The sequence below is a fragment of the Motilimonas sp. 1_MG-2023 genome, from assembly GCF_030547455.1.
Classification (GTDB): domain Bacteria; phylum Pseudomonadota; class Gammaproteobacteria; order Enterobacterales; family CBDFNC01; genus Motilimonas.
In genome coordinates this window covers 155,626-174,437 of the sequence record NZ_JAUOPX010000001.1, presented here as the reverse complement: position 1 = coordinate 174,437, position 18,812 = coordinate 155,626, and the positions used below count along the sequence as shown (strand labels likewise).

General features: G+C 45.2%; 16 protein-coding genes and 1 other RNA gene. 2 read left to right on the top strand and 15 right to left on the bottom strand.

Annotation, left to right across the window (positions count from 1 at the left end; all coding sequences use genetic code 11):
• Window position 1: 1 nt before the first annotated feature.
• The 15 genes from ftsA to rsmI all read right to left on the bottom strand — a co-directional run bounded on the left by ftsA (window position 2) and on the right by rsmI (window position 16,268).
• Window positions 2-1,258 carry a cell division protein FtsA gene (gene ftsA, locus Q4519_RS00805; protein ID WP_232799899.1) on the bottom strand — a complete coding sequence of 419 codons (1,257 nt, stop codon included), beginning with the start codon at window positions 1,256-1,258 and terminating at the stop codon, window positions 2-4.
• Window positions 1,239-2,045, bottom strand: coding sequence for a cell division protein FtsQ/DivIB (locus Q4519_RS00800; RefSeq protein WP_303508458.1), 807 nt, complete (start codon window positions 2,043-2,045; stop codon window positions 1,239-1,241). The genes ftsA and Q4519_RS00800 overlap by 20 nt, the downstream gene beginning before the upstream one ends.
• Before the next feature lie 164 nt (window positions 2,046-2,209).
• Entirely contained in the window at window positions 2,210-3,673 is a 1,464-nt protein-coding gene (gene murC, locus Q4519_RS00795; RefSeq protein WP_303508455.1) for a UDP-N-acetylmuramate--L-alanine ligase, read from the bottom strand.
• The gene (murG, locus tag Q4519_RS00790) at window positions 3,673-4,779 is read right to left on the bottom strand and encodes an undecaprenyldiphospho-muramoylpentapeptide beta-N-acetylglucosaminyltransferase (protein WP_303508453.1); all 1,107 of its coding nucleotides are present in this window, start codon (window positions 4,777-4,779) and stop codon (window positions 3,673-3,675) included. Before murG ends, murC begins: the two co-directional genes overlap by 1 nt.
• The gene (gene ftsW / locus Q4519_RS00785; RefSeq protein ID WP_303508450.1) at window positions 4,769-5,941 is read right to left on the bottom strand and encodes a cell division protein FtsW; all 1,173 of its coding nucleotides are present in this window, start codon (window positions 5,939-5,941) and stop codon (window positions 4,769-4,771) included. The genes murG and ftsW overlap by 11 nt, the downstream gene beginning before the upstream one ends.
• On the bottom strand, window positions 5,932-7,245 hold the full coding sequence (gene murD / locus Q4519_RS00780) for a UDP-N-acetylmuramoyl-L-alanine--D-glutamate ligase (RefSeq protein ID WP_303508447.1): 1,314 nt from the start codon (window positions 7,243-7,245) through the stop codon (window positions 5,932-5,934). The genes ftsW and murD overlap by 10 nt, the downstream gene beginning before the upstream one ends.
• A 26-nt stretch (window positions 7,246-7,271) precedes the next feature.
• On the bottom strand, window positions 7,272-8,354 hold the full coding sequence (gene mraY / locus Q4519_RS00775) for a phospho-N-acetylmuramoyl-pentapeptide-transferase (protein WP_232799905.1): 1,083 nt from the start codon (window positions 8,352-8,354) through the stop codon (window positions 7,272-7,274).
• Window positions 8,348-9,724 carry a UDP-N-acetylmuramoyl-tripeptide--D-alanyl-D-alanine ligase gene (gene murF / locus Q4519_RS00770; protein ID WP_303508443.1) on the bottom strand — a complete coding sequence of 459 codons (1,377 nt, stop codon included), beginning with the start codon at window positions 9,722-9,724 and terminating at the stop codon, window positions 8,348-8,350. The genes mraY and murF overlap by 7 nt, the downstream gene beginning before the upstream one ends.
• Before the next feature lie 34 nt (window positions 9,725-9,758).
• Entirely contained in the window at window positions 9,759-11,243 is a 1,485-nt protein-coding gene (murE, locus tag Q4519_RS00765; protein WP_303508441.1) for a UDP-N-acetylmuramoyl-L-alanyl-D-glutamate--2,6-diaminopimelate ligase, read from the bottom strand.
• 1 nt (window position 11,244) lies between these two features.
• Window positions 11,245-12,924: a penicillin-binding transpeptidase domain-containing protein gene (locus tag Q4519_RS00760; RefSeq protein WP_232800042.1), complete on the bottom strand. Its 1,680-nt coding sequence runs from the start codon at window positions 12,922-12,924 to the stop codon at window positions 11,245-11,247.
• Between the two features lie 47 nt (window positions 12,925-12,971).
• Window positions 12,972-13,283 carry a cell division protein FtsL gene (gene ftsL, locus Q4519_RS00755; protein WP_232799908.1) on the bottom strand — a complete coding sequence of 104 codons (312 nt, stop codon included), beginning with the start codon at window positions 13,281-13,283 and terminating at the stop codon, window positions 12,972-12,974.
• The gene (gene rsmH / locus Q4519_RS00750; RefSeq protein ID WP_232799909.1) at window positions 13,280-14,224 is read right to left on the bottom strand and encodes a 16S rRNA (cytosine(1402)-N(4))-methyltransferase RsmH; all 945 of its coding nucleotides are present in this window, start codon (window positions 14,222-14,224) and stop codon (window positions 13,280-13,282) included. Before rsmH ends, ftsL begins: the two co-directional genes overlap by 4 nt.
• Complete coding sequence (gene mraZ, locus Q4519_RS00745; protein WP_232799910.1) at window positions 14,224-14,682, bottom strand: division/cell wall cluster transcriptional repressor MraZ; 459 nt, start codon at window positions 14,680-14,682, stop codon at window positions 14,224-14,226. Before mraZ ends, rsmH begins: the two co-directional genes overlap by 1 nt.
• A gap of 321 nt (window positions 14,683-15,003) precedes the next feature.
• Window positions 15,004-15,363: RNase P RNA component class A (gene rnpB, locus Q4519_RS00740), an RNA gene on the bottom strand.
• 68 nt (window positions 15,364-15,431) lie between these two features.
• Window positions 15,432-16,268, bottom strand: coding sequence for a 16S rRNA (cytidine(1402)-2'-O)-methyltransferase (gene rsmI, locus Q4519_RS00735; protein ID WP_303508435.1), 837 nt, complete (start codon window positions 16,266-16,268; stop codon window positions 15,432-15,434).
• 191 nt (window positions 16,269-16,459) lie between these two features.
• On the opposite strand from rsmI, the gene Q4519_RS00730 reads away from it, so the two are divergent.
• The gene (locus Q4519_RS00730; RefSeq protein WP_303508433.1) at window positions 16,460-18,472 is read left to right on the top strand and encodes a penicillin-binding protein activator; all 2,013 of its coding nucleotides are present in this window, start codon (window positions 16,460-16,462) and stop codon (window positions 18,470-18,472) included.
• Window positions 18,456-18,809 carry a YraN family protein gene (locus Q4519_RS00725; RefSeq protein WP_232799913.1) on the top strand — a complete coding sequence of 118 codons (354 nt, stop codon included), beginning with the start codon at window positions 18,456-18,458 and terminating at the stop codon, window positions 18,807-18,809. Before Q4519_RS00730 ends, Q4519_RS00725 begins: the two co-directional genes overlap by 17 nt.
• The last annotated feature ends 3 nt before the right edge of the window (window positions 18,810-18,812 follow it).

The following is an 18,812-nucleotide window of genomic DNA, read 5'->3' as shown; positions in this document are numbered from 1 at the left end:
TTTAAAATTCGCCTTTAAACCAACTATGCACTCGCTTAACGAATGAACCAACCCCTTGGCTCTGCTCTTTCTCTTGCCAAGTGGTGATCTGGTTTGCCTTTTGATACTGCAGTAATCCAACCACGGTTGAAAAAACTGGTGAGTCTACATACTCAGTTAACCCTTTAACATTGAGTGGCTTGCCTACACGAACCTGAGATTGAAAAGTCACTTCCGCACTCTCAACTAAGCCCTCAATTTGCGCCGCACCTCCTGTAAGTACAACGCCTGCAGCAAGCTGGTGTTTAACCCCTTGCTTTTTTAACTTTTCTTGTAGCTTATCAAGCTCTTGCTTTACTAAACCTAATAATTCGCTATAGCGAGGTTCAATCACCTCGGCCAGCGTTTGTCGTTGTAGGCTACGCGCTGGCCTGCCACCAACACTTGGCACTTCAATGGTGTCTTCACGACTGACTAATGAGCCCATCGCACAGCCATATTTCACTTTTACGACTTCCGCATCGGATGGCGGTGTGCCAAAGGCATAAGCAATATCGCTAGTCACTGCATGGCCAGCATAAGGGATCACCGCAGTATGGCGCAGAGCGCCGCCAGTGAATACCGCTAAATCCATGGTGCCGCCGCCAATATCGACCACGCACACACCCAGTTCTTTTTCGTCTTCTGTTAACACGGCATAGCTTGAAGCCAAAGCAGAAAAAATAAGTTGGTCAACTTTTAAATCACATCGTTCAACCGCTTTAACAATATTTTTTGCCATGTCGTTATGACACGTGATCAAATGAACCTTGGCTTGCATCCGCACACCGGATAAGCCCACCGGGTTTTTAATGCCCTCTTGATAGTCAATGGCAAACTCTTGCGCCAACACATGTAAGATTCGGTGCTCATCACGGATCCGCACCGATTTAGCGGTGTGGATCACATTGTCAACATCATCTTGGGTCACTTCTTCATCAGAAATAGGCACCATACCAATTTCGTTTTGACAACTAATATGTTTACCTGAAATACCTAAATAGACCGAAGATATCTGACAATCAGCCATTAACTCAGCTTCTCGCAGCGCGCGTTCAACCGACTTGACTACCGAGTCCAGATCATTGACCCCCCCCTTGTCCATACCTTTAGACTGGTGGGTTCCCATGCCAATAATATTTAACTCTCCATCGGGTAATACCTCACCGATCAGAGCGGCAACTTTAGTGCTACCTATATCTAAGCCAACTATTAATTTTTTATCCGTTGCTTTGGTCATCTGGCTCTCTTTTTGGTTTCCATCCTACTGCTACGCCGGTGTCATAACGTAAATCGACATAAGCTACTTTTTCAGCATCCAGTAAAGGATAAATATCAATAAATCGTTGTACTCTATCTACTCTTTGCTCACGGCCAAGTTTTAACTCAATACCTTGCTTAAGTTGTATATTCCATGCGTAGCGATGGGTCAGTTCAAGGGCTTCAATATTAAAGCCATTCAGCATCAGCAAGCTTTCTAACTGTTTATATACTTCTAACACTTCTACCGAGCTTTGGTTTGGCCCGTATAAATACACCAACTGCTCAGTAATTTTATCTTGTGGTGCGTTGAAGACCTCACCTTGGTTATTCAGCAAATCCTCTTCATTCCAATACGCACTTACTGTTTGCTCTTGTAAAAACACTTTTAATCTATCTGGCCAACGCTTACGTATTGACGCAGAATAGACCCAAGGCAGTGATTCTAAGTTTTCTTGCAATTGCGCCACATCTAAGGTGAAAAAGTTCTGCGACTCAGGGATTGCCAATAATACTTGGCGAACCTCATCATCACTCACGTATTGACGATCGCCCAACACAATAAGTTCACTCATTGGCAACCTTTTCTGGTCTGTCAACCAGTGTGCCACTGTTAATCCTGTCCAATACAACCCGGCAAGTACCAATAAAAAGAACAATAAGCCAGCGAAAAAAGCAGCACGACTTTGTGAATGTATGACCACTGAATCAGATTCATTAGCCACATCAGCACGGCTCTTTTTTTGCTTAGCGACAGGTTCAGCCACTCATTTCCCTTTTACCGATGTTATGAACAAAAATTACGCCTTGTTTCTACTTCAAAAAGCCGTTAAACGCTGCATTATATCGAGCATTATTCTGGGTTCAATGTAATTACTGCGTCAAAACACAACAAAACATTCAAATCTGAACAAACTATGAGTAACAGATGCTAATCTAACACTGCTGAGCGTTTCATTGCTGCAACATTTAACTCAAATTCAGCTAATTCTTTTACTGCACCACCAATATTGCCGGCTCCTTGCGTCAATACCAAATCGCCATCTTGCATAATATCAGCTAATACCGCGGGCAACTCTTGCACCGTGGGAACATGAATGGGCTCTCTATCACTACGTTGTCGTATGGTTCTGCATAAAGCGCGACTATCCGCACCCGGTATTGGTTGCTCACCCGCGGCATAAACATCAAGTAAGATTAACTGATCAACTTGCGACAACACATTAGCAAAATCTTCATATAAGTCACGTGTACGGGTAAAGCGATGAGGCTGATAAGCCATCACTAAACGACGCTCTGGCCAGCCCGCTTTTGCTGCTTTAATGGTCGCCAATACCTCACTAGGATGATGACCATAGTCATCCACCAGCATAACTTTGCCTTTGCCCGTTTCAAACTCGCCATAATGCTCAAAGCGACGGCCAATACCAGCAAATTTTTCCAGAGCAGCAAGGATCGCATCATCTTCAATATTGTCTTCGCTGGCCACAGCAATCGCCGCTGCCGCATTTAGAGCATTGTGACGACCCGGCAAGTTCAAGGAAATGGCCAATGGCTCTTTATCTTTACGATGAACATTGAACTGACAGGCACTTGCTGTTTGTACAAAATCCGAAATACGTACATCAGCTACATCCGAAAAACCGTAAGTAACATAGTGACGGCCAACACGAGGCAGTAAAGATTCCACCACTTCGTCATCAACACATAATACCGCCACACCATAAAATGGCAGATTATGTAAAAATTCAATAAAGGTATTTTTCAGTACCTCAAAATCACCTTGGTAAGTATCCATGTGGTCAGCTTCGATATTGGTCACCACAGAGACCATTGGCTGCAGGTGCAAAAATGAAGCATCGCTTTCATCAGCTTCTGCAATCAGGTAACGACTAGCCCCTAATTTTGCGTTAGTGCCCGCACTATTAAGCAAGCCCCCAATAACAAAGGTAGGATCTCGCTCAGCTTCACCATAAATACTGGCGATTAAGCTGGTTGTGGTGGTTTTGCCATGAGTACCCGCAATCGCAACACCATGGCGATAGCGCATCAATTCCGCCAACATTTCGGCGCGGCGCACAATCGGAATTCGTAGTTCTTGAGCGGCTATAATTTCTGGGTTTTGCTTATCAATGGCAGTAGACACCACCACCACAGAAGCGCCGGCAATATTATCAGCACCATGACCAATGGTAATGATTGCACCCAATCCGCGTAAACGCTGCACTACTTGGTTTTCACCTATATCAGAGCCGGTGATCTTGTAACCTTCATACAATAACACCTCAGCGATGCCGCCCATGCCTGCACCACCAATGCCAACAAAATGGATATGCTCGACACGGCGCATTTCAGGGATCATGGCTCTAATTTTATCTAGTTCAACGTTAATCATTACTTCTTCTCAGTTAATTCATTACATATTGCAGCAACACGCAAGGTCGCATCCACAATCCCTTGCTCACGTGCTTTAGTTGCCATTTCAAGCAATTGCCTTGGCTGCTGGGTCAATTTGTTTATTTCGTTAGCAAGTGAGTTTGCTGTTAGTTCAGTTTGTGGCATTAAAATAGCAGCACCACTGGTTACTAGGCTCAGTGCATTTTTGGTTTGATGATCGTCAACAGCATGGGGCAAAGGCACAAAAATAGCGGGCAATCCGGCGACCGCCAACTCCGAAACCGTTAACGCGCCAGCACGGCAGATAACTAAATCAGCCCAGTCATAAGCCTGCGCCATATCATCTATAAAATCAGACACTTCAATTGTTGGTATTGTTGCATCTGCCTGATAATTAGTTTCAGCATAAGCTTGCAACACCGCCGCACTGTTACCACGCCCTGTTTGATGGCGAATATGAACACAGGGATTAGCCAAATGGGCTAAAACCTGTGGCAAAGTGTCATTTAGTACTTTAGCCCCCAAGCTACCACCTACCACTAACAGATTTAACGGCAAGCTTGGCTCTGATAATGACAGCTTGCCTAGGGCGACCACTTCTTGACGCACCGGGTTGCCCACTCGCTCTGCTTTAGGTAAATTTACCGTATTGGCAAACGCAGCTAAAACCCGCTTGGCAAACTTCGCTAAAATGCGATTAGTCATTCCTGCCGCGGCATTTTGCTCATGAAGTACCAAGGGCACACCACTCAGCCAAGCCGCAATGCCACCTGGGCCACTAGCAAATCCGCCCATGCCAAGCACCACATCTGGCTGCTGTTCTTTTAATACCTGACGCGCTTGCAAGATAGATTTAACAATTCTAAATGGCGCTAATACTAACCGCTTTAACCCATTACCACGCACGCCCGCAATGTCGATAAAGCTGATGTCGTAACCGTGTTTTGGTACCAATTGCGCTTCCATTCTGTCGGCTGTGCCCAGCCAGTGTATGCGCCAACCTTGCTGCGCTAACTCTTTGGCAACCGCAATGCCAGGGAACACATGGCCTCCGGTGCCTCCAGCCATCACTAATAAGGTTTTGTTACCAGACTTATTTGTCATGCTTTACCTCTCGCGCTTGGCTAGTATCACGGCGAAACTCATAATCAATGCGCAGCAAAATAGCTACCGCCAGCGCCATCATTAACAAACTCGATCCCCCATAACTGACCAAAGGTAAAGTCAATCCTTTGGTTGGTAGAATACCGGCTGCCGCGCCAATATTTACTGCGGTTTGAAAACTAAACCAAATGCCAATCGCCATGGCTAAATAGCCACTGTAAAGCTGATCGTGCTGTAAGGCTTTTTTGCCGATTAATAGCGCTTTAATCGCCAACCAAAGTAATAAGCTCAGCACTACAACTACGCCAATAAAGCCCATTTCCTCGGCTAAAATAGCAAATACAAAGTCGGTATGAGCTTCAGGTAAATACTCAAGCTTTTGCACTGAATTACCTAAGCCTTGGCCAAACCAGCCGCCGCGGCCAAATGCCATTAAAGATTGTGTTAATTGATAGCCACTACCAAAGGGATCTTGCCAAGGGTCTAAAAACGAGGTGACACGGCGCATCCGGTAAGGCTCAAGCACGATCAACAAGATCACGGCTGACACCCCGGTGATAAAAATCGCGATGAATTGACCCAGCTTAGCGCCCGCCAAAAACAATAAACCGATAGTGGTTACCATCATCACCACCACCGAGCCAAAATCCGGCTGTGATAGTAATAAAACAGCTAATACAAACAGCACTATCAAAGGCTTGAAGAAGCCTTTTAGGGTTTCTTGTACCTCTTGCTTACGACGTGCCAAATAGCTTGCCAAGTAGGCAAACAAAGCAAACTTAGCAAATTCAGCAGGCTGAATATTAATCGGTCCGACGCCAATCCAGCGCACCGCCCCATTAACACTGCGACCGATAACCAACACCGCAATCAGCATCACAATAGCCAGCAACAAAAACCGGCCACTGTTTTCTTGCCAAAAACTCACTGGCAGCATTAATACCAACGCGCCAACCACTAAGGCGGCAAACGCAAAAATGGCATGGCGTTTTACAAACATCATCGGGTCGTTATTGATTGCAATACCTTCAGGGATCGACGCCGAAGCCACCATGATCATCCCAATCACAATTAAACTGAGCGCCAACACCAACAACTGGCGATCATATAAGCTGCTTGTGGTCGCTGGAAAAAGCCAGCTTTTAAAGCTGCTTAGTGACATGGCAACTCCTCGACCAACGCGCGAAAGGCATCGCCGCGAGCCATGTAGTTAGTAAACATGTCTAAACTGGCACAGGCTGGCGATAACAATACCCAATCTGCTGGCTGTGCCACTTTGGCGCAATAAGCCACCGCCTCAGCTAAATCATCCACCACCGCACATTTACTGTTCAAGCTGGCGATTTGCTGCTTGTCTTGACCAAAACAAACAACACTGGCAATTTGTTGTTCAAAAGCTTCTTTTAACGGCGAAAAGTCACCGCCTTTACCATCACCACCGGCAATCAAGTGCAGCTTCCCTTGGATCACTGGCGCTAAGCCATCAATGGCCGCTAACGTCGCTCCAACATTAGTGGCTTTCGAATCGTTGATCCAACGAACGCCATTCACCTCTTTAATAAATTCACAGCGATGCGCCAATCCAGTGTAGGTTTTCGCGGCGCGAAGTGCGGCTTGACGATCAACACCCGCAGCATCGACAAGGGCCAACGCCGCCAGCACATTGGCGATGTTATGAAGGCCTGAAAGAGCTAATTCATCAGCATAAAGCAATACCTCACCACAATGAGTCAAACCAAGTCCACGCTCAGTGGCGCGCAGACCATAATCTGACTCGGCATCGGTACCAAAAGACACTAACTGTGCTGATGTTTTTTCCGGGAATGTCAGTGGGTCATCACGGTTAATTAATACTTGCTGCGCCCCTTGATAGATGGTTAATTTAGCTTGGCGATAAGCATCAAAGGAATCATAACGGTCCATGTGATCTTCGGTCACATTCAATACCGTAGCGATGCAAGGCTGCAAACTATGAGTAGTTTCGAGTTGAAAGCTAGACAGCTCTAACACATACAAGTCGCAATCTTGCTCCAACAACGATAACGCAGGCACCCCAATGTTACCGCCAACGCCCACTTTTACACCGGCTTGCAACGCCATTTCACCCACTAAGCTGGTCACGGTACTTTTACCATTTGAGCCAGTAATGGCGATAACTGGCGCTTTCACGGCGCGAGCAAACAGCTCAATATCACCGATGATTTCAACGCCCGCCGCAGCTGCTTCTTTGAGTGCTGCTGAGGCCAACGCTATTCCTGGGCTTGCCACAATTAAATCGGCTTGATTAAGAATACTTTGCGGGATTTCTCCTGCATGAAGGGTAACATTATCAGGCAGTTTATCTTGCCCAGGAGGCTGAGCACGGGTATCAATCACAACAGGCAAAATACCTTGTTTTAGGCAATAGTGAACACAGGACAATCCTGTTATACCTAGACCTAAAATAACTACATTTTGCTGCTTCATATTCAACTTCCGTTAACCTTTATTGATTAGCGTAACTTCAACGTTACTAAGCCTACTAACACCAACACTAAGGTGATAATCCAAAAACGCACTATCACACGCGGCTCAGGCCAACCTTTTAACTCATAATGATGGTGGATTGGCGCCATGCGGAAAATTCGTTGGCGGCGCAGTTTATAAGAGCCAACTTGCAAAATCACCGACAGCGTTTCCATGACGAATACCCCGCCCATGATCACTAAAAGAATTTCTTGACGCACCAGTACCGCGATGGTGCCAAGCAATGCACCTAAGGAAAGCGAACCAACATCCCCCATAAACACTTGCGCGGGATAAGTGTTAAACCATAAAAAGCCTAATCCTGCCCCCACGATAGCCATACAAACAACCAATACCTCACTCGCTTGCGGAATGTGAGGAATAAATAAATAGGAAGAAAAATTCGCGTTGCCGGTAAGATAAGCAATAATACCAAACGCTGCCGCGACCATAACAGTTGGCATAATAGCAAGGCCATCAAGGCCATCAGTTAGGTTGACCGCATTACTACTGCCAACAATAACAAAGTAAGTCCAAATAATAAAAAACAAGCCTAGCTGCGGCATTACCTCTTTAAAAAAAGGTACAACAAGCTGAGTTTGACCATCACTATTCGCGGTGAAATATAAAAAGGCTGCCACCGAGATCGCCGCGGCAGAAAGCCAAAAATACTTCCAACGCGCAATTAATCCATCGGTATTTTTGTGTACTACCTTACGGTAGTCGTCAACAAAGCCGATAGCCGCAAAACTAAACAGCACAAAAAGCAGCACCCAAATGTAGCTATTATCAAGTCGAGCCCAAAGCAAGGTGGAAACGGCGATCGCCGCAACAATTAACACCCCGCCCATGGTAGGCGTTCCACGTTTACTAAAATGCGATTCAGGGCCATCGTGACGAACAACCTGTCCAATTTGCATCATTTGCAATCGACGAATCAATTTAGGTCCCATCCACAATGACACCACTAGCGCCGTTAATACACTCATCACTGCACGAAAAGTCAGGTATGAAAAAACATTAAAAAACGAAAATTGGGCAGTTAACTGCTCCGCCAACCAAACTAACATGCTTGTGCCTTCTGACTTTGATTTAAAAATGCCACGACTTCTTCCATATGGGCACTACGTGAACCTTTCACCAATATGCTAATGGTTTGATCTTGAGCGTTTAGCTGAGCGTCTAACCAAGTATATAAGGCTGACTTCTCGGAAAAATAATGGCCAATACTGCCCGCACCTTCAGCGGTGTTTAAGCTTAAAACCCCTACCGCGGCTACCGCAGTAATGCCTTTTGCTAGGGCATATTTACCTAGCTCTTGATGATAGATACGCGCTTCATCGCCTAGCTCTCCCATGTCGCCAACCACAAAAATTTGCTTACCAGGGTAAATACTAAGTAAATCGATAGCCGCCTTAGCCGAGGCTAAATTAGCGTTGTAGGTATCATCGATAACAGTTAAGCCATCGCGTACTTGCAACACATTTAGCCGGCCTTTGGCACATTGCATATGACCAAAACCTGTCGCGATGGTGGCCAGACTAACGCCCAACTCTAAACACAAACTAGCTGCAGCAAGGGCATTGGCTACGTTATGTAAGCCCGGCACAGGTAGGCTAATTTGCTGCTCGCCTTGCGGGGCATGCAACATAAAGGATGCTAAGCCTTGCTGATCAAGCTGAATATTAGTGGCAAATACATGTGCATTTTGATCTTGAGTTGAAAACCACTTCAATGGTTTATCTTTAACTCTTTGTTGCCAATAGCCAAGGTATTCGCTGTCGCCGTTAACAATGGCAACGCCGTGCTCTTGTAAACCAGAAAAAATTTCACTTTTAGCTTGCGCCACGCCTTGAATAGAACCGAATCCTTCAATATGGGCCGGCATCACATTATTAATCAAGGCGACATGAGGGCGAACCAATGAACTGGTGTAGGCGATTTCACCTTTGTGATTCGCGCCTAATTCAATCACAGCAAACTGATGTTCATGAGTAAGACGAAGTAAGGTTAATGGCACCCCAATTTCATTGTTAAAGTTACCTGCCGTTGCCAGCACTTGGCCTTCACAGCCTAAAATAGCAGCTACCATTTCTTTCGTGGTGGTTTTACCATTACTGCCCGTAATGGCGATGGTCTTCGGATTCACTTGCGCTTTCACATAAGCGCCTAAGGCACCTAAAGCATGCTGCGTATCCGCCACAATAACCTGCGGTAAACCGCAATCCACTTCACGTTCAACAAGCAATGCCGCAGCGCCTAACGCCTTAGCTTGTGAGGCAAACTCGTGGCCGTCAAAAGAAGTGCCTACCAAGGCAATAAATAAATCACCTACGCTAATATTTCGCGTATCGGTAGTAACATTGCTAATTGAGCAGTTGTCACCATTTAGCTGCCCATCAACCGCAGCAGCTATCTCAGCAAGATTTAAACGGATCATGCTTTACCTACTAATAAATAAGGGGCGAAATGAGTTAAACAGTACATGAGTCGCCCACCAATAAGGATTCGATCGCTTCGCGATCACTGTAATATAAGGTTTCGTTACCAATAATCTGGTACGTTTCGTGGCCTTTCCCTGCCACTAAAATCACATCTGTTGCATCGGCATGGGCCAACGCGTAAGCAATAGCTTGTTTACGATCGTGGATCACTTGAACATTTTCTGTCGTGGTAAAGCCTGTCAAAATATCTTCAACAATAGCCGCAGGACTTTCAGTTCGTGGGTTGTCATCCACCACGATAACCTGATTGGCGTAAGCTTGCGCAGCCTGAGCCATTTCTGGTCTCTTGCCCTTGTCGCGATCACCGCCGCAGCCAAATAACAACCAAAGCTTGCTCTCGCAGTGTAGCTTTAAGCCTTGTAGCGCTTGTGCGAGTGCATCAGGGGTATGCGCGTAATCCACCACAAAAGCAGGTTTATTTGGCGCAGAAATATATGCCATACGACCATCGACAGCCTCTAATTCCGGCGCCTGCGCCACTAGTTCAGATAATTCATAGCCTTGGCATAACAACGCCACTAAAGCACAAGCTAAATTAGACACATTAAATTTGGCGTAAAGTGGTGCACTGATTTGCCCTTCGCCCCAGCTAGAAACAAAAGTAAACCGGATGCCATTATTCAAGTATTGCGCATCAAGAATGTGCAAAAAGCGGCCTTGATGAGCAATCGGCTTATGGAAGCCAACGCTAATGGCATCAGGCATTTGCGCTAACCAAGCTTGGCCTATTGCATCATCCGCATTAATAATTTTGTGCTGTAAGCTAGTAAACTCAAATAACTGCTTCTTCGCTTTGCCGTAAGCATCCATAGTGCGGTGATAATCTAAATGATCACGGGTTAAATTAGTAAAAATTGCGGTATTAAATGGCAGCGCCGCCACTCGGTTTTGTACTAATCCGTGAGAAGAAACCTCCATTGCGACATGAGTTGCACCTTGCTCGTGCATTTTTTGCAATTCATGCTGGATTTCAATTGGGCTTCCCGTGGTATTTAAACCTTGGCAAAGCTGACCAAACAGACCATTACCTAATGTGCCGAGCATGCCAGCTTTGGCGCCAAGTAAAGTCAGCCAATTAGCGATAAGCGCACAAATAGTGCTTTTACCGTTGGTTCCCGTGACACCAATTAATGACATATTCTCCGCAGGCTGCTGGTAATAACGCCCAGCAATGGCCGATACTTGCCGGCCTAACTGATAAATATAAATAACTGGCTCAGCCTGCTCTTTGTTCACCTGCTGTCGATCAAGCTCAGGTTTATCTGTTTCAACCAATGCCGCGATTGCCCCATTGGCAATGGCTTGTGGCACAAAGGCTGACGCATCTTGCTGCGATCCAGTTATCGCGATAAACACATCGCCTTTGGTCACCTTGCGGCTATCTAGGCAGATCCCTTTAATGTTGAGCATGGCCAACGAATCAGGAAGTGAATGTATTAAATCAGATAATTGCATATTATTGCTCCTGCGCCATTGGTTGATGACGACTTAAACGAACTTCTTTATCGTCGGGGGCAACATTCAACAGCTGTAACGAACCATCCATTACTTCTGCAAACACTGGCGCAGCAACGTCGCCACCATAATAGCGATCGCCTTTTGGCTCATTCACTATCACCGCAATCGCTAGTTTCGGATTAGATACCGGCGCAACACCTGCAAATACCGCGACATAGTCATCACCGTAACCACCGGCCACCGCTTTACGAGAAGTACCGGTTTTACCTGCTACACGATAACCTTCAACCTGAGCTTGAGTCCCCGTGCCACCCAATTTAGTCACGCTTTCAAGCATGCTAACTACTTGTAATGCCGTTTCTCTTGGTATGACCTGCTCACCTTGCGGTTTTTCATCACGTTTGATAATTGAAAGGGGATAGCTCACGCCGCCGCTACCTAAAATTGCATAAGCTTGCGCTAGTTGCAGTGTGTTAGCTGTAAACGCATAGCCAAATGACATAGTGGCTAATTCAAAATCAGACCAACGACGGCGTACAGGTAGCACCCCAGATGTCTCACCAATTAGCCCTATTCCCGTATCCGAGCCAAAACCAAATTCAGCAAACGCTGCCTGTAATCTCGGAGCTGTAAGCTCCAGCGCTAATTTACTCACGCCGATATTGCTCGATTTTTGCAATATCATGGTCAAATCCATCTTGCCATAATTGCGGTGATCAGCCACACGACGCCCACCAATGCGCATCCAGCCCGGCGAGGTATCAATAATTTCATCAGGCTCAACAACGTTATTAATCAAGGCTCCCGCAATAACAAATGGTTTCACCGTAGAGCCCGGTTCAAAAGTATCAGTGATAGCGCGATTTCGCACCCGAAAGCTTTGATATTGACCGCGATTATTAGGATTAAATGAAGGCGAGTTAACCATGGCCAACACCTCACCATTAGTCACATCGATCACTACCGCGGATCCCGATGTGGCTCTATTTAGCTTGACGTATTTTTTCAAGGCTCGATATGCGATAGATTGAATACGCTGGTCAATACTTAAGGTGATATCCTTGGCCTGCTGCGCTTCTTTGACAACGGCAATGTCTTCAATTACTCGACCATGGCGATCTTTGCGAACTTGACGTTGACCAGGGATACCCGTCAGCCAATCATCATAAGCCTTTTCGATGCCTTCTTGGCCTTTATCATCAATATTAGTAAAGCCAATAATCTGTGAAGTGATCTCACCAGCGGGGTAAAAGCGACGTGACTCAGGTTTAAGATAAACCCCCGGCAAAGCGAGCTGTTTAACATATTGCGCCATTGCGGGACTCACCTGACGCTGAAGATAAATAAAACGTTTTTTGGGGTTTTTAACCTTATTAATTAACTTATCGGTTTCTACTGACAACACATCAGATAAGGCCTGCCAAGCCTTGACATTGCTTAGGCTGCCTTTTTCATGAATCACTTTAGGATCAGCCCATACCGCTTGTACAGGTACACTGATAGCAAGAGGTTGGCCATTACGATCACTAATAATACCTCGCTGCACCTGGGTTGAGGTGGTGCGAAGACTACGCAAGTCGCCCTCTTTTTGTAACCGATCGGGTTCAATAATTTGGATATAAGCAGCACGCGCCAAAAGCGATGAAAACACCAACACGATCACCACCGACACCGTCATAAAACGCCAGTTGATAAAGTTAGGCTTAGCTTTCGGATTTCGTTTTATCATGGTAATTCAACCACTTGTTCAAACTTCCCTGTAGCACGATGCATATTCAGCTGTTCATTAGCAATGCGACGAATGCGACTGTGCTCCACTAAAGCGTTTTGCTCTAACAATAAATTACGCCATTCAATATCTAACTTATCTTTTTCTCCGCGCAGCATTTCACGCTTTGCGGTCATCAATCTCGTTTCATGGGTCGCCAAAATCACCGAAAAAGCGCTGACGACCACGGCAACGGCAATTAAGATGGTGAACTTATGTTTAAGCAGGTCTTTAACGACTATCTGCAATAAACTTGGCTTAAATATCATGCTAACCTTTTAGCTACGCGCAACACTGAGCTTCTTGCACGAGGATTGTGTTCGATTTCTAATGGGCTCGGTTTTAATGCCTTACCCACCGATTTTAATGTTCTGTCGCGATTTAACTGATCTTCCGTCAGAGGTAGCCCTGCCGGTACTTCTGGGCCTTTTTCTTGATTACGAATGAAACGTTTAACCATACGGTCTTCTAACGAATGAAAACTGATCACAGATAAACGCCCCTCAGGTTTTAATACTGCCAATGAGCCCATTAATGCTTTATCTATTTCTTCTAGCTCACTGTTAATATAAATGCGGATAGCTTGGAAGCTGCGTGTGGCGGGATGTTTGTTTTTTTCTTTACTGGGATTCACCCTTGCAATCATCTCTGCCAATGGTTTAGTACGGGTATAAGGTTCGCGCTCTACTCGGTCCATCACTATCGCACTAGCAATTTTACGGGCGTGGCGCTCTTCACCAAAGGTTTTTAATACCCAAGCAATATCATCAACGTCCGCTTTGGCTAACCAATCAGCCGCACTGATCCCCGAAGTAGGGTCCATACGCATATCCAAAGGGCCATCACGTAAAAAACTAAAACCACGTTCAGCATCATCAAGTTGTGGTGATGAAACACCTAAGTCCATCAGTACGCCATCAATTTGCCCAGTTAAACCAAGCTCTTCGATATAATCCGCTAAACCTGAAAATGGGCCATGAACAATTTGAAAGCGCGGATCTTCTGCAGCCAGCGCATTACCAACGGCAATCGCCTGTGGGTCACGATCGATTGCAATCAAACGGCCCTTATCACCAAGTTGCGATAATATGTGACGCGAATGACCACCGCGACCAAAGGTACAATCCACATAAATACCGCTTGGGTGAATATTCAAACCCGCAACGGCTTCATCTAATAAAACGGTGGTATGGGCAAATGCAGTTGTCATTAAAGAGAAAATTCCTGTAATCCTTCGGAAAGCGCTTCATTACTGAGTTGCTGAGCCAACAAATCTTGTTCAACTTGTTGCTGCCACTTAGCGTCATCCCAAAGTTCAAATTTATTGAGCTGGCCGACTAACATCATCTTTTTATCGAGGCCAGCGTACTGTCGTAGCGGTGCTGTTAACAATATCCGCCCTGATTTATCTAGTTCGCAATCTGTGGCATATCCCAACAGTAAACGCTGCAGTCTGCGCTCTTGAGGGTTCATGCTCGACAGCTTGCTTAGTTTCTTTTCTATTTCTAGCCATTCATTAAGTGGGTAAAGTAATAAGCTCGTTGAATTAATATCCACTGTGCATACCAATTGCCCTTGGCATTCATCAGAAAGCCAATCTCGATATTTGGTTGGAATCGCAAATCGTCCTTTTGAATCAAGGTTGATTGCATGGGCACCCCGTAGCACGTGTTATATACCCCTAATAAATCAATTTTCCCACAAAATGACACTTTTCCCCACAAAGACTAATTTTAAGGCTGTTTTCAACCAATGCAAGCAGGGATCGTGATTACATGTCGCATTATTTTGCTTAAAATCCAAGCAAGTTCAGGAAGCCTCTGATTTAGATGAATTAAAATGACAAGTAAAAGATAAAAAATATCTTGGCATTCAAGTTTGTGAAAAATAATTCATCTTCAACAAGGACTTAGAATTGAGCACTGTTGATTTTTAAGCATTTTTTAGCCACAAAAAAAGCCAGGTAGATTTTCATCTACCTGGCTGAATTTGGTGAGTTGACCGATAAGCCGGGTTCTGTCGTGAACCGTCATTCGTCTAGGCCAGCAATCACTCACTGGCTCAAGCAACCTACCCGCTTCCGATATGGGCCATACCTTAAGGAAGCCTATTTGGTCTTGCTCCGGGTGGAGTTTACCCTGCCACAAACTGTTACCAGCTGCGCGGTGCGCTCTTACCGCACCCTTTCACCCTTACCGGCGCTTACGCGCTTAGGCGGTTTGCTCTCTGCTGCACTTGTCGTAGGCTCGCGCCTCCCAGCCGTTAGCTGGCACCCTGCCCTGTGGAGCCCGGACTTTCCTCCCCTCATTTATTCGAAAATAAATAAGCGACGACGGTCTAGTCAACTCAGGGCGCGGATTATAGCGAGGTGGTGCACAAATAGCAATGCCATAGCAACAGCTGAAATATTGTGGTTTTTACAAGTTATCCAGCCCCCATTTATAGAGGGCATTTTTCTTCACTTGATGGATTTCAGCGGTAAGTGCAGCCGCTTTTTTCAGTGGGAGCTCTTTACTTAACAAGGATAAGGTTTGCAAAACAGCTTGCGATAACGCATTGGGATCAGCTTTAAAACCCGCTATTAATAAAACAAACTCACCGCGACGACGATTTTCATCTTCTAATAACCAAGGCAATACTTCACCTGCTGGGCCGCCATGAATAGTTTCAAAAGTTTTACTGAGCTCTCTTGCCAGCACTATTTTCTTGTCAGCTCCCATCACGCTAATAATTTTCTCTACTGTATCAAGCACACGGCGCGGTGATTCATAGAAAATCATCGTCCGCGGCTCTTCCAGTAATGCCGTTAAGGTATCGGTTTTCGCCTTATCTTTGGCTGGTAAAAAACCTTCAAAAGAAAAACGATCAGAAGGCAAGCCAGATGCACTTAACGCGGTAATAGCTGCACATGGGCCAGGCAATGGCACAATTTTTATTCCTGCCGCACGACAATCATTGACTAAATGATAACCCGGATCGCTGATCAACGGTGTTCCAGCATCTGAGACGAGCGCAATATTTTGCCCCTGCTGCATTTTAGCAATCAAGATGGCCGATTTTTGCTGCTCATTATGATCATGCAGTGCAAAGCAAGGTTTACTGATTTGATAATGATTAAGTAGTTTAGCAGTGTGGCGAGTATCTTCTGCGGCAATTAAATCAACTTGATTTAACACGGCAATGGCGCGCTCGGTAATATCTTGAATATTGCCAATGGGGGTTGGCACGATAAATAGAGTAGATGTTTCTAACATTTTATTGGTTAATCCTTTGAGCGCTGCAGCCCGGTCGCGATTGTTTTTACTTGAGTCAGATTATTCAAGCTTGAGCAAACCCATTAAAAACAAGCAAACATGAATAAATTCCCACTGTTATCGTCGCAATCATTGTTAAAAAAACATCAGACGATTAAACTATGCACACATTTATAGTGGAAAGTGAGCTAATGGTTTTGAACCCTTTTTTTAAGTCTTTTAGTGTAACACGCACCAGCCTTTGTTTAACGACTCTTCTTGTATTAAGCGCCTGTACCAGTACAGACCAGTCCAAGACAGCCAATGAACTAACGCCGCCTGCTGTCATGGCGCCATTAACGGCAACCTCAGACTACTACTTAGAACAAGCAACCAAGACTGCCGGGGCCAATAGCGTTAACTGGCAATTACTCGCGGCTCGTTCTTTTCTTGCTGGTGGCCACACACAACAGGCTCTAGCGGTGTTACAACAGCTTGAGAAGCTGCCTCTCTCACCCAAACAACTGGCAGAAAAGAACCTGATTCAAGCGCAAAGCTTTGCGGGCGAGGGAAATCTCGAGCGAGCATTAACTCAGCTAAAGCAAGTTGATACTCAATATTTAGATCAATCTGCCTGGCCAAGTTACCTCACGCTGAAAGGTCGTGCTGAACAAGAGCAAGGTCAAATCACTGCTGCTATGTTCAGTCAAATGCAGCTTGCAGAATACCTAACAGATGCTGAGCAAATCCAAGCCAATAATGACACTATCTGGCAACTGATGACGCTCCATAATCAAGCCCAATTACGTGAATTGTCACAACAAACTGTCGATAGTAATATTCTAGCTTGGTTAGAGTTAGGCCTGATCAGCAAGCAATATAGCATTCAGCCTGAGGTGCTGAAACAACAAGTTGCATTCTGGCAAAGCCAATTTGTGGCACACCCAGCATCGCTATATTTACCAACAGCTCTGTTACAAGACTTCAACTCGCCACCCCTTACGACCGATAATGTAGCCGTTTTCTTACCATTAACTGGTAAATATGAAGTTCAAGGCCAAGCCATTCGTGATGGTATGCTCAAGGCATATACCGATAGCAATTCTATTTCAGTGGTTAACTTTTACGATACGAATGCCAACGATATGACTAGTTTGTACCAAACGGCACTGAACCAAGGCAGTAACTTTATTGTTGGACCGCTATTAAAAAGTAACGTGGAAAGCTTGGTTAAATTAAATACAGAATTGCCAATGCTAGCACTTAATCGTGTTGAGGGCATTCGCCAAAACAATCAACAGTTTTTCTTTTCTCTTTCACCTGAAGGAGAAGCAGAGCAAACAGCACAAAAAATGTTTGATGACGGCCGTACCTACCCTGTCGTAGTAGCCTCAAAAGGCAGTTTTGGCTCTCGTATGGCAACAGCATTTAGTGATAAATGGCAACAGCTCACGGGCAATACGCCAGAAATCCATTACTTTTTGAATCGCAATCAACTGCAAAAATTCGTACCTAGCTTAATGCATGGCGAACTGAGCAAAGGTCGCAGTAATCGCGTTAAGCAACAAGTATCGTTTAATGTGAAAAGCAATACTCGTCATCGCCAAGATATAGATGGTTTTTATGTTGTCGCTCAACCTATTGAACTGCGCATGTTTAAACCATTCTTAGATGTTACAGTTGACCCAAGGTTGCCGCCAATTCAAATTTACTCTGGCGCTCGCAGTCATCCTGAAAATATGAATCATTCAGAAAAGCAAGATTTAACCGGTGTTCTTTATAGCGATCTGCCTGTGATCCTAGAGCCAGACAATCCAGTATTAACCGAAGCAAAAATGCTTTGGCCAAATCGGGGTTTAGATGATTTACGCTTCTATGCAATGGGCATCGATGCTTGGCACCTTATTCCTGAACTGGCAGCATTACGCGCAGATCCTAATTATCAAGTGCAAGGTTTATCAGGTGCGCTACGCTTAGATGGTGATGCATTTATTGATAATTATCTTGCTTGGGCCAGCTACGAAAATGGTGAGCGCATATTAGTTTCTCCAGTGACTATCACCCAAGATGGAAACCACTATGGCACTGCTAAGTCTGTAACCGAGGATAGTAGTGCTAATCCCTTATTAGATGATGAGAGCCGTATTAGCTTTGACGAAGAGGTGTTAATTGAAGCACCTAATACTATAGACGAATCTGTATCAGCAGATGAGAGCAATTATTAAACGTCAAACCGGCGATCAATACGAGCAACGGGCCTGTGATTTTTTAATAAGCGCAGGCCTAAGCCTTGTCTGTAAAAACTATGTCTGTCGATTTGGTGAAATAGACCTAATCATGCAGCATGATGATACGTTAGTCTTCGTTGAAGTGCGCTATCGAGCTGATAGCGACTTTGGCGGAGCAATCGCTTCTGTAACAAGAAGCAAGCAGCGACGTATCATCAAAGCGGCTAAGGCTTATCTTATGCAACGTCCCTTCGAGGTTTACTGCCGCTTTGATGTGGTCGCCTTCGAGTCACAACACGATCCCATTTGGTTACAAAACGCATTTCAGGAGTAATTT

Coding starts and splice junctions, on each gene's coding strand:
- mraY (WP_232799905.1), bottom strand. CDS start 8,354: ATGTTAGTTTGGTTGGCGGAGCAGTTAACTGCCCAATTTTCGTTTTTT.
- murG (WP_303508453.1), bottom strand. CDS start 4,779: ATGACAAATAAGTCTGGTAACAAAACCTTATTAGTGATGGCTGGAGGC.
- ftsW (WP_303508450.1), bottom strand. CDS start 5,941: ATGTCACTAAGCAGCTTTAAAAGCTGGCTTTTTCCAGCGACCACAAGC.
- murE (WP_303508441.1), bottom strand. CDS start 11,243: ATGCAATTATCTGATTTAATACATTCACTTCCTGATTCGTTGGCCATG.
- rsmH (WP_232799909.1), bottom strand. CDS start 14,224: ATGACAACTGCATTTGCCCATACCACCGTTTTATTAGATGAAGCCGTT.
- rsmI (WP_303508435.1), bottom strand. CDS start 16,268: ATGTTAGAAACATCTACTCTATTTATCGTGCCAACCCCCATTGGCAAT.
- murC (WP_303508455.1), bottom strand. CDS start 3,673: ATGATTAACGTTGAACTAGATAAAATTAGAGCCATGATCCCTGAAATG.
- Q4519_RS00730 (WP_303508433.1), top strand. CDS start 16,460: ATGGTTTTGAACCCTTTTTTTAAGTCTTTTAGTGTAACACGCACCAGC.
- murF (WP_303508443.1), bottom strand. CDS start 9,724: ATGATCCGTTTAAATCTTGCTGAGATAGCTGCTGCGGTTGATGGGCAG.
- Q4519_RS00725 (WP_232799913.1), top strand. CDS start 18,456: ATGAGAGCAATTATTAAACGTCAAACCGGCGATCAATACGAGCAACGG.
- ftsA (WP_232799899.1), bottom strand. CDS start 1,258: ATGACCAAAGCAACGGATAAAAAATTAATAGTTGGCTTAGATATAGGT.
- Q4519_RS00760 (WP_232800042.1), bottom strand. CDS start 12,924: ATGACGGTGTCGGTGGTGATCGTGTTGGTGTTTTCATCGCTTTTGGCG.
- ftsL (WP_232799908.1), bottom strand. CDS start 13,283: ATGATATTTAAGCCAAGTTTATTGCAGATAGTCGTTAAAGACCTGCTT.
- murD (WP_303508447.1), bottom strand. CDS start 7,245: ATGAAGCAGCAAAATGTAGTTATTTTAGGTCTAGGTATAACAGGATTG.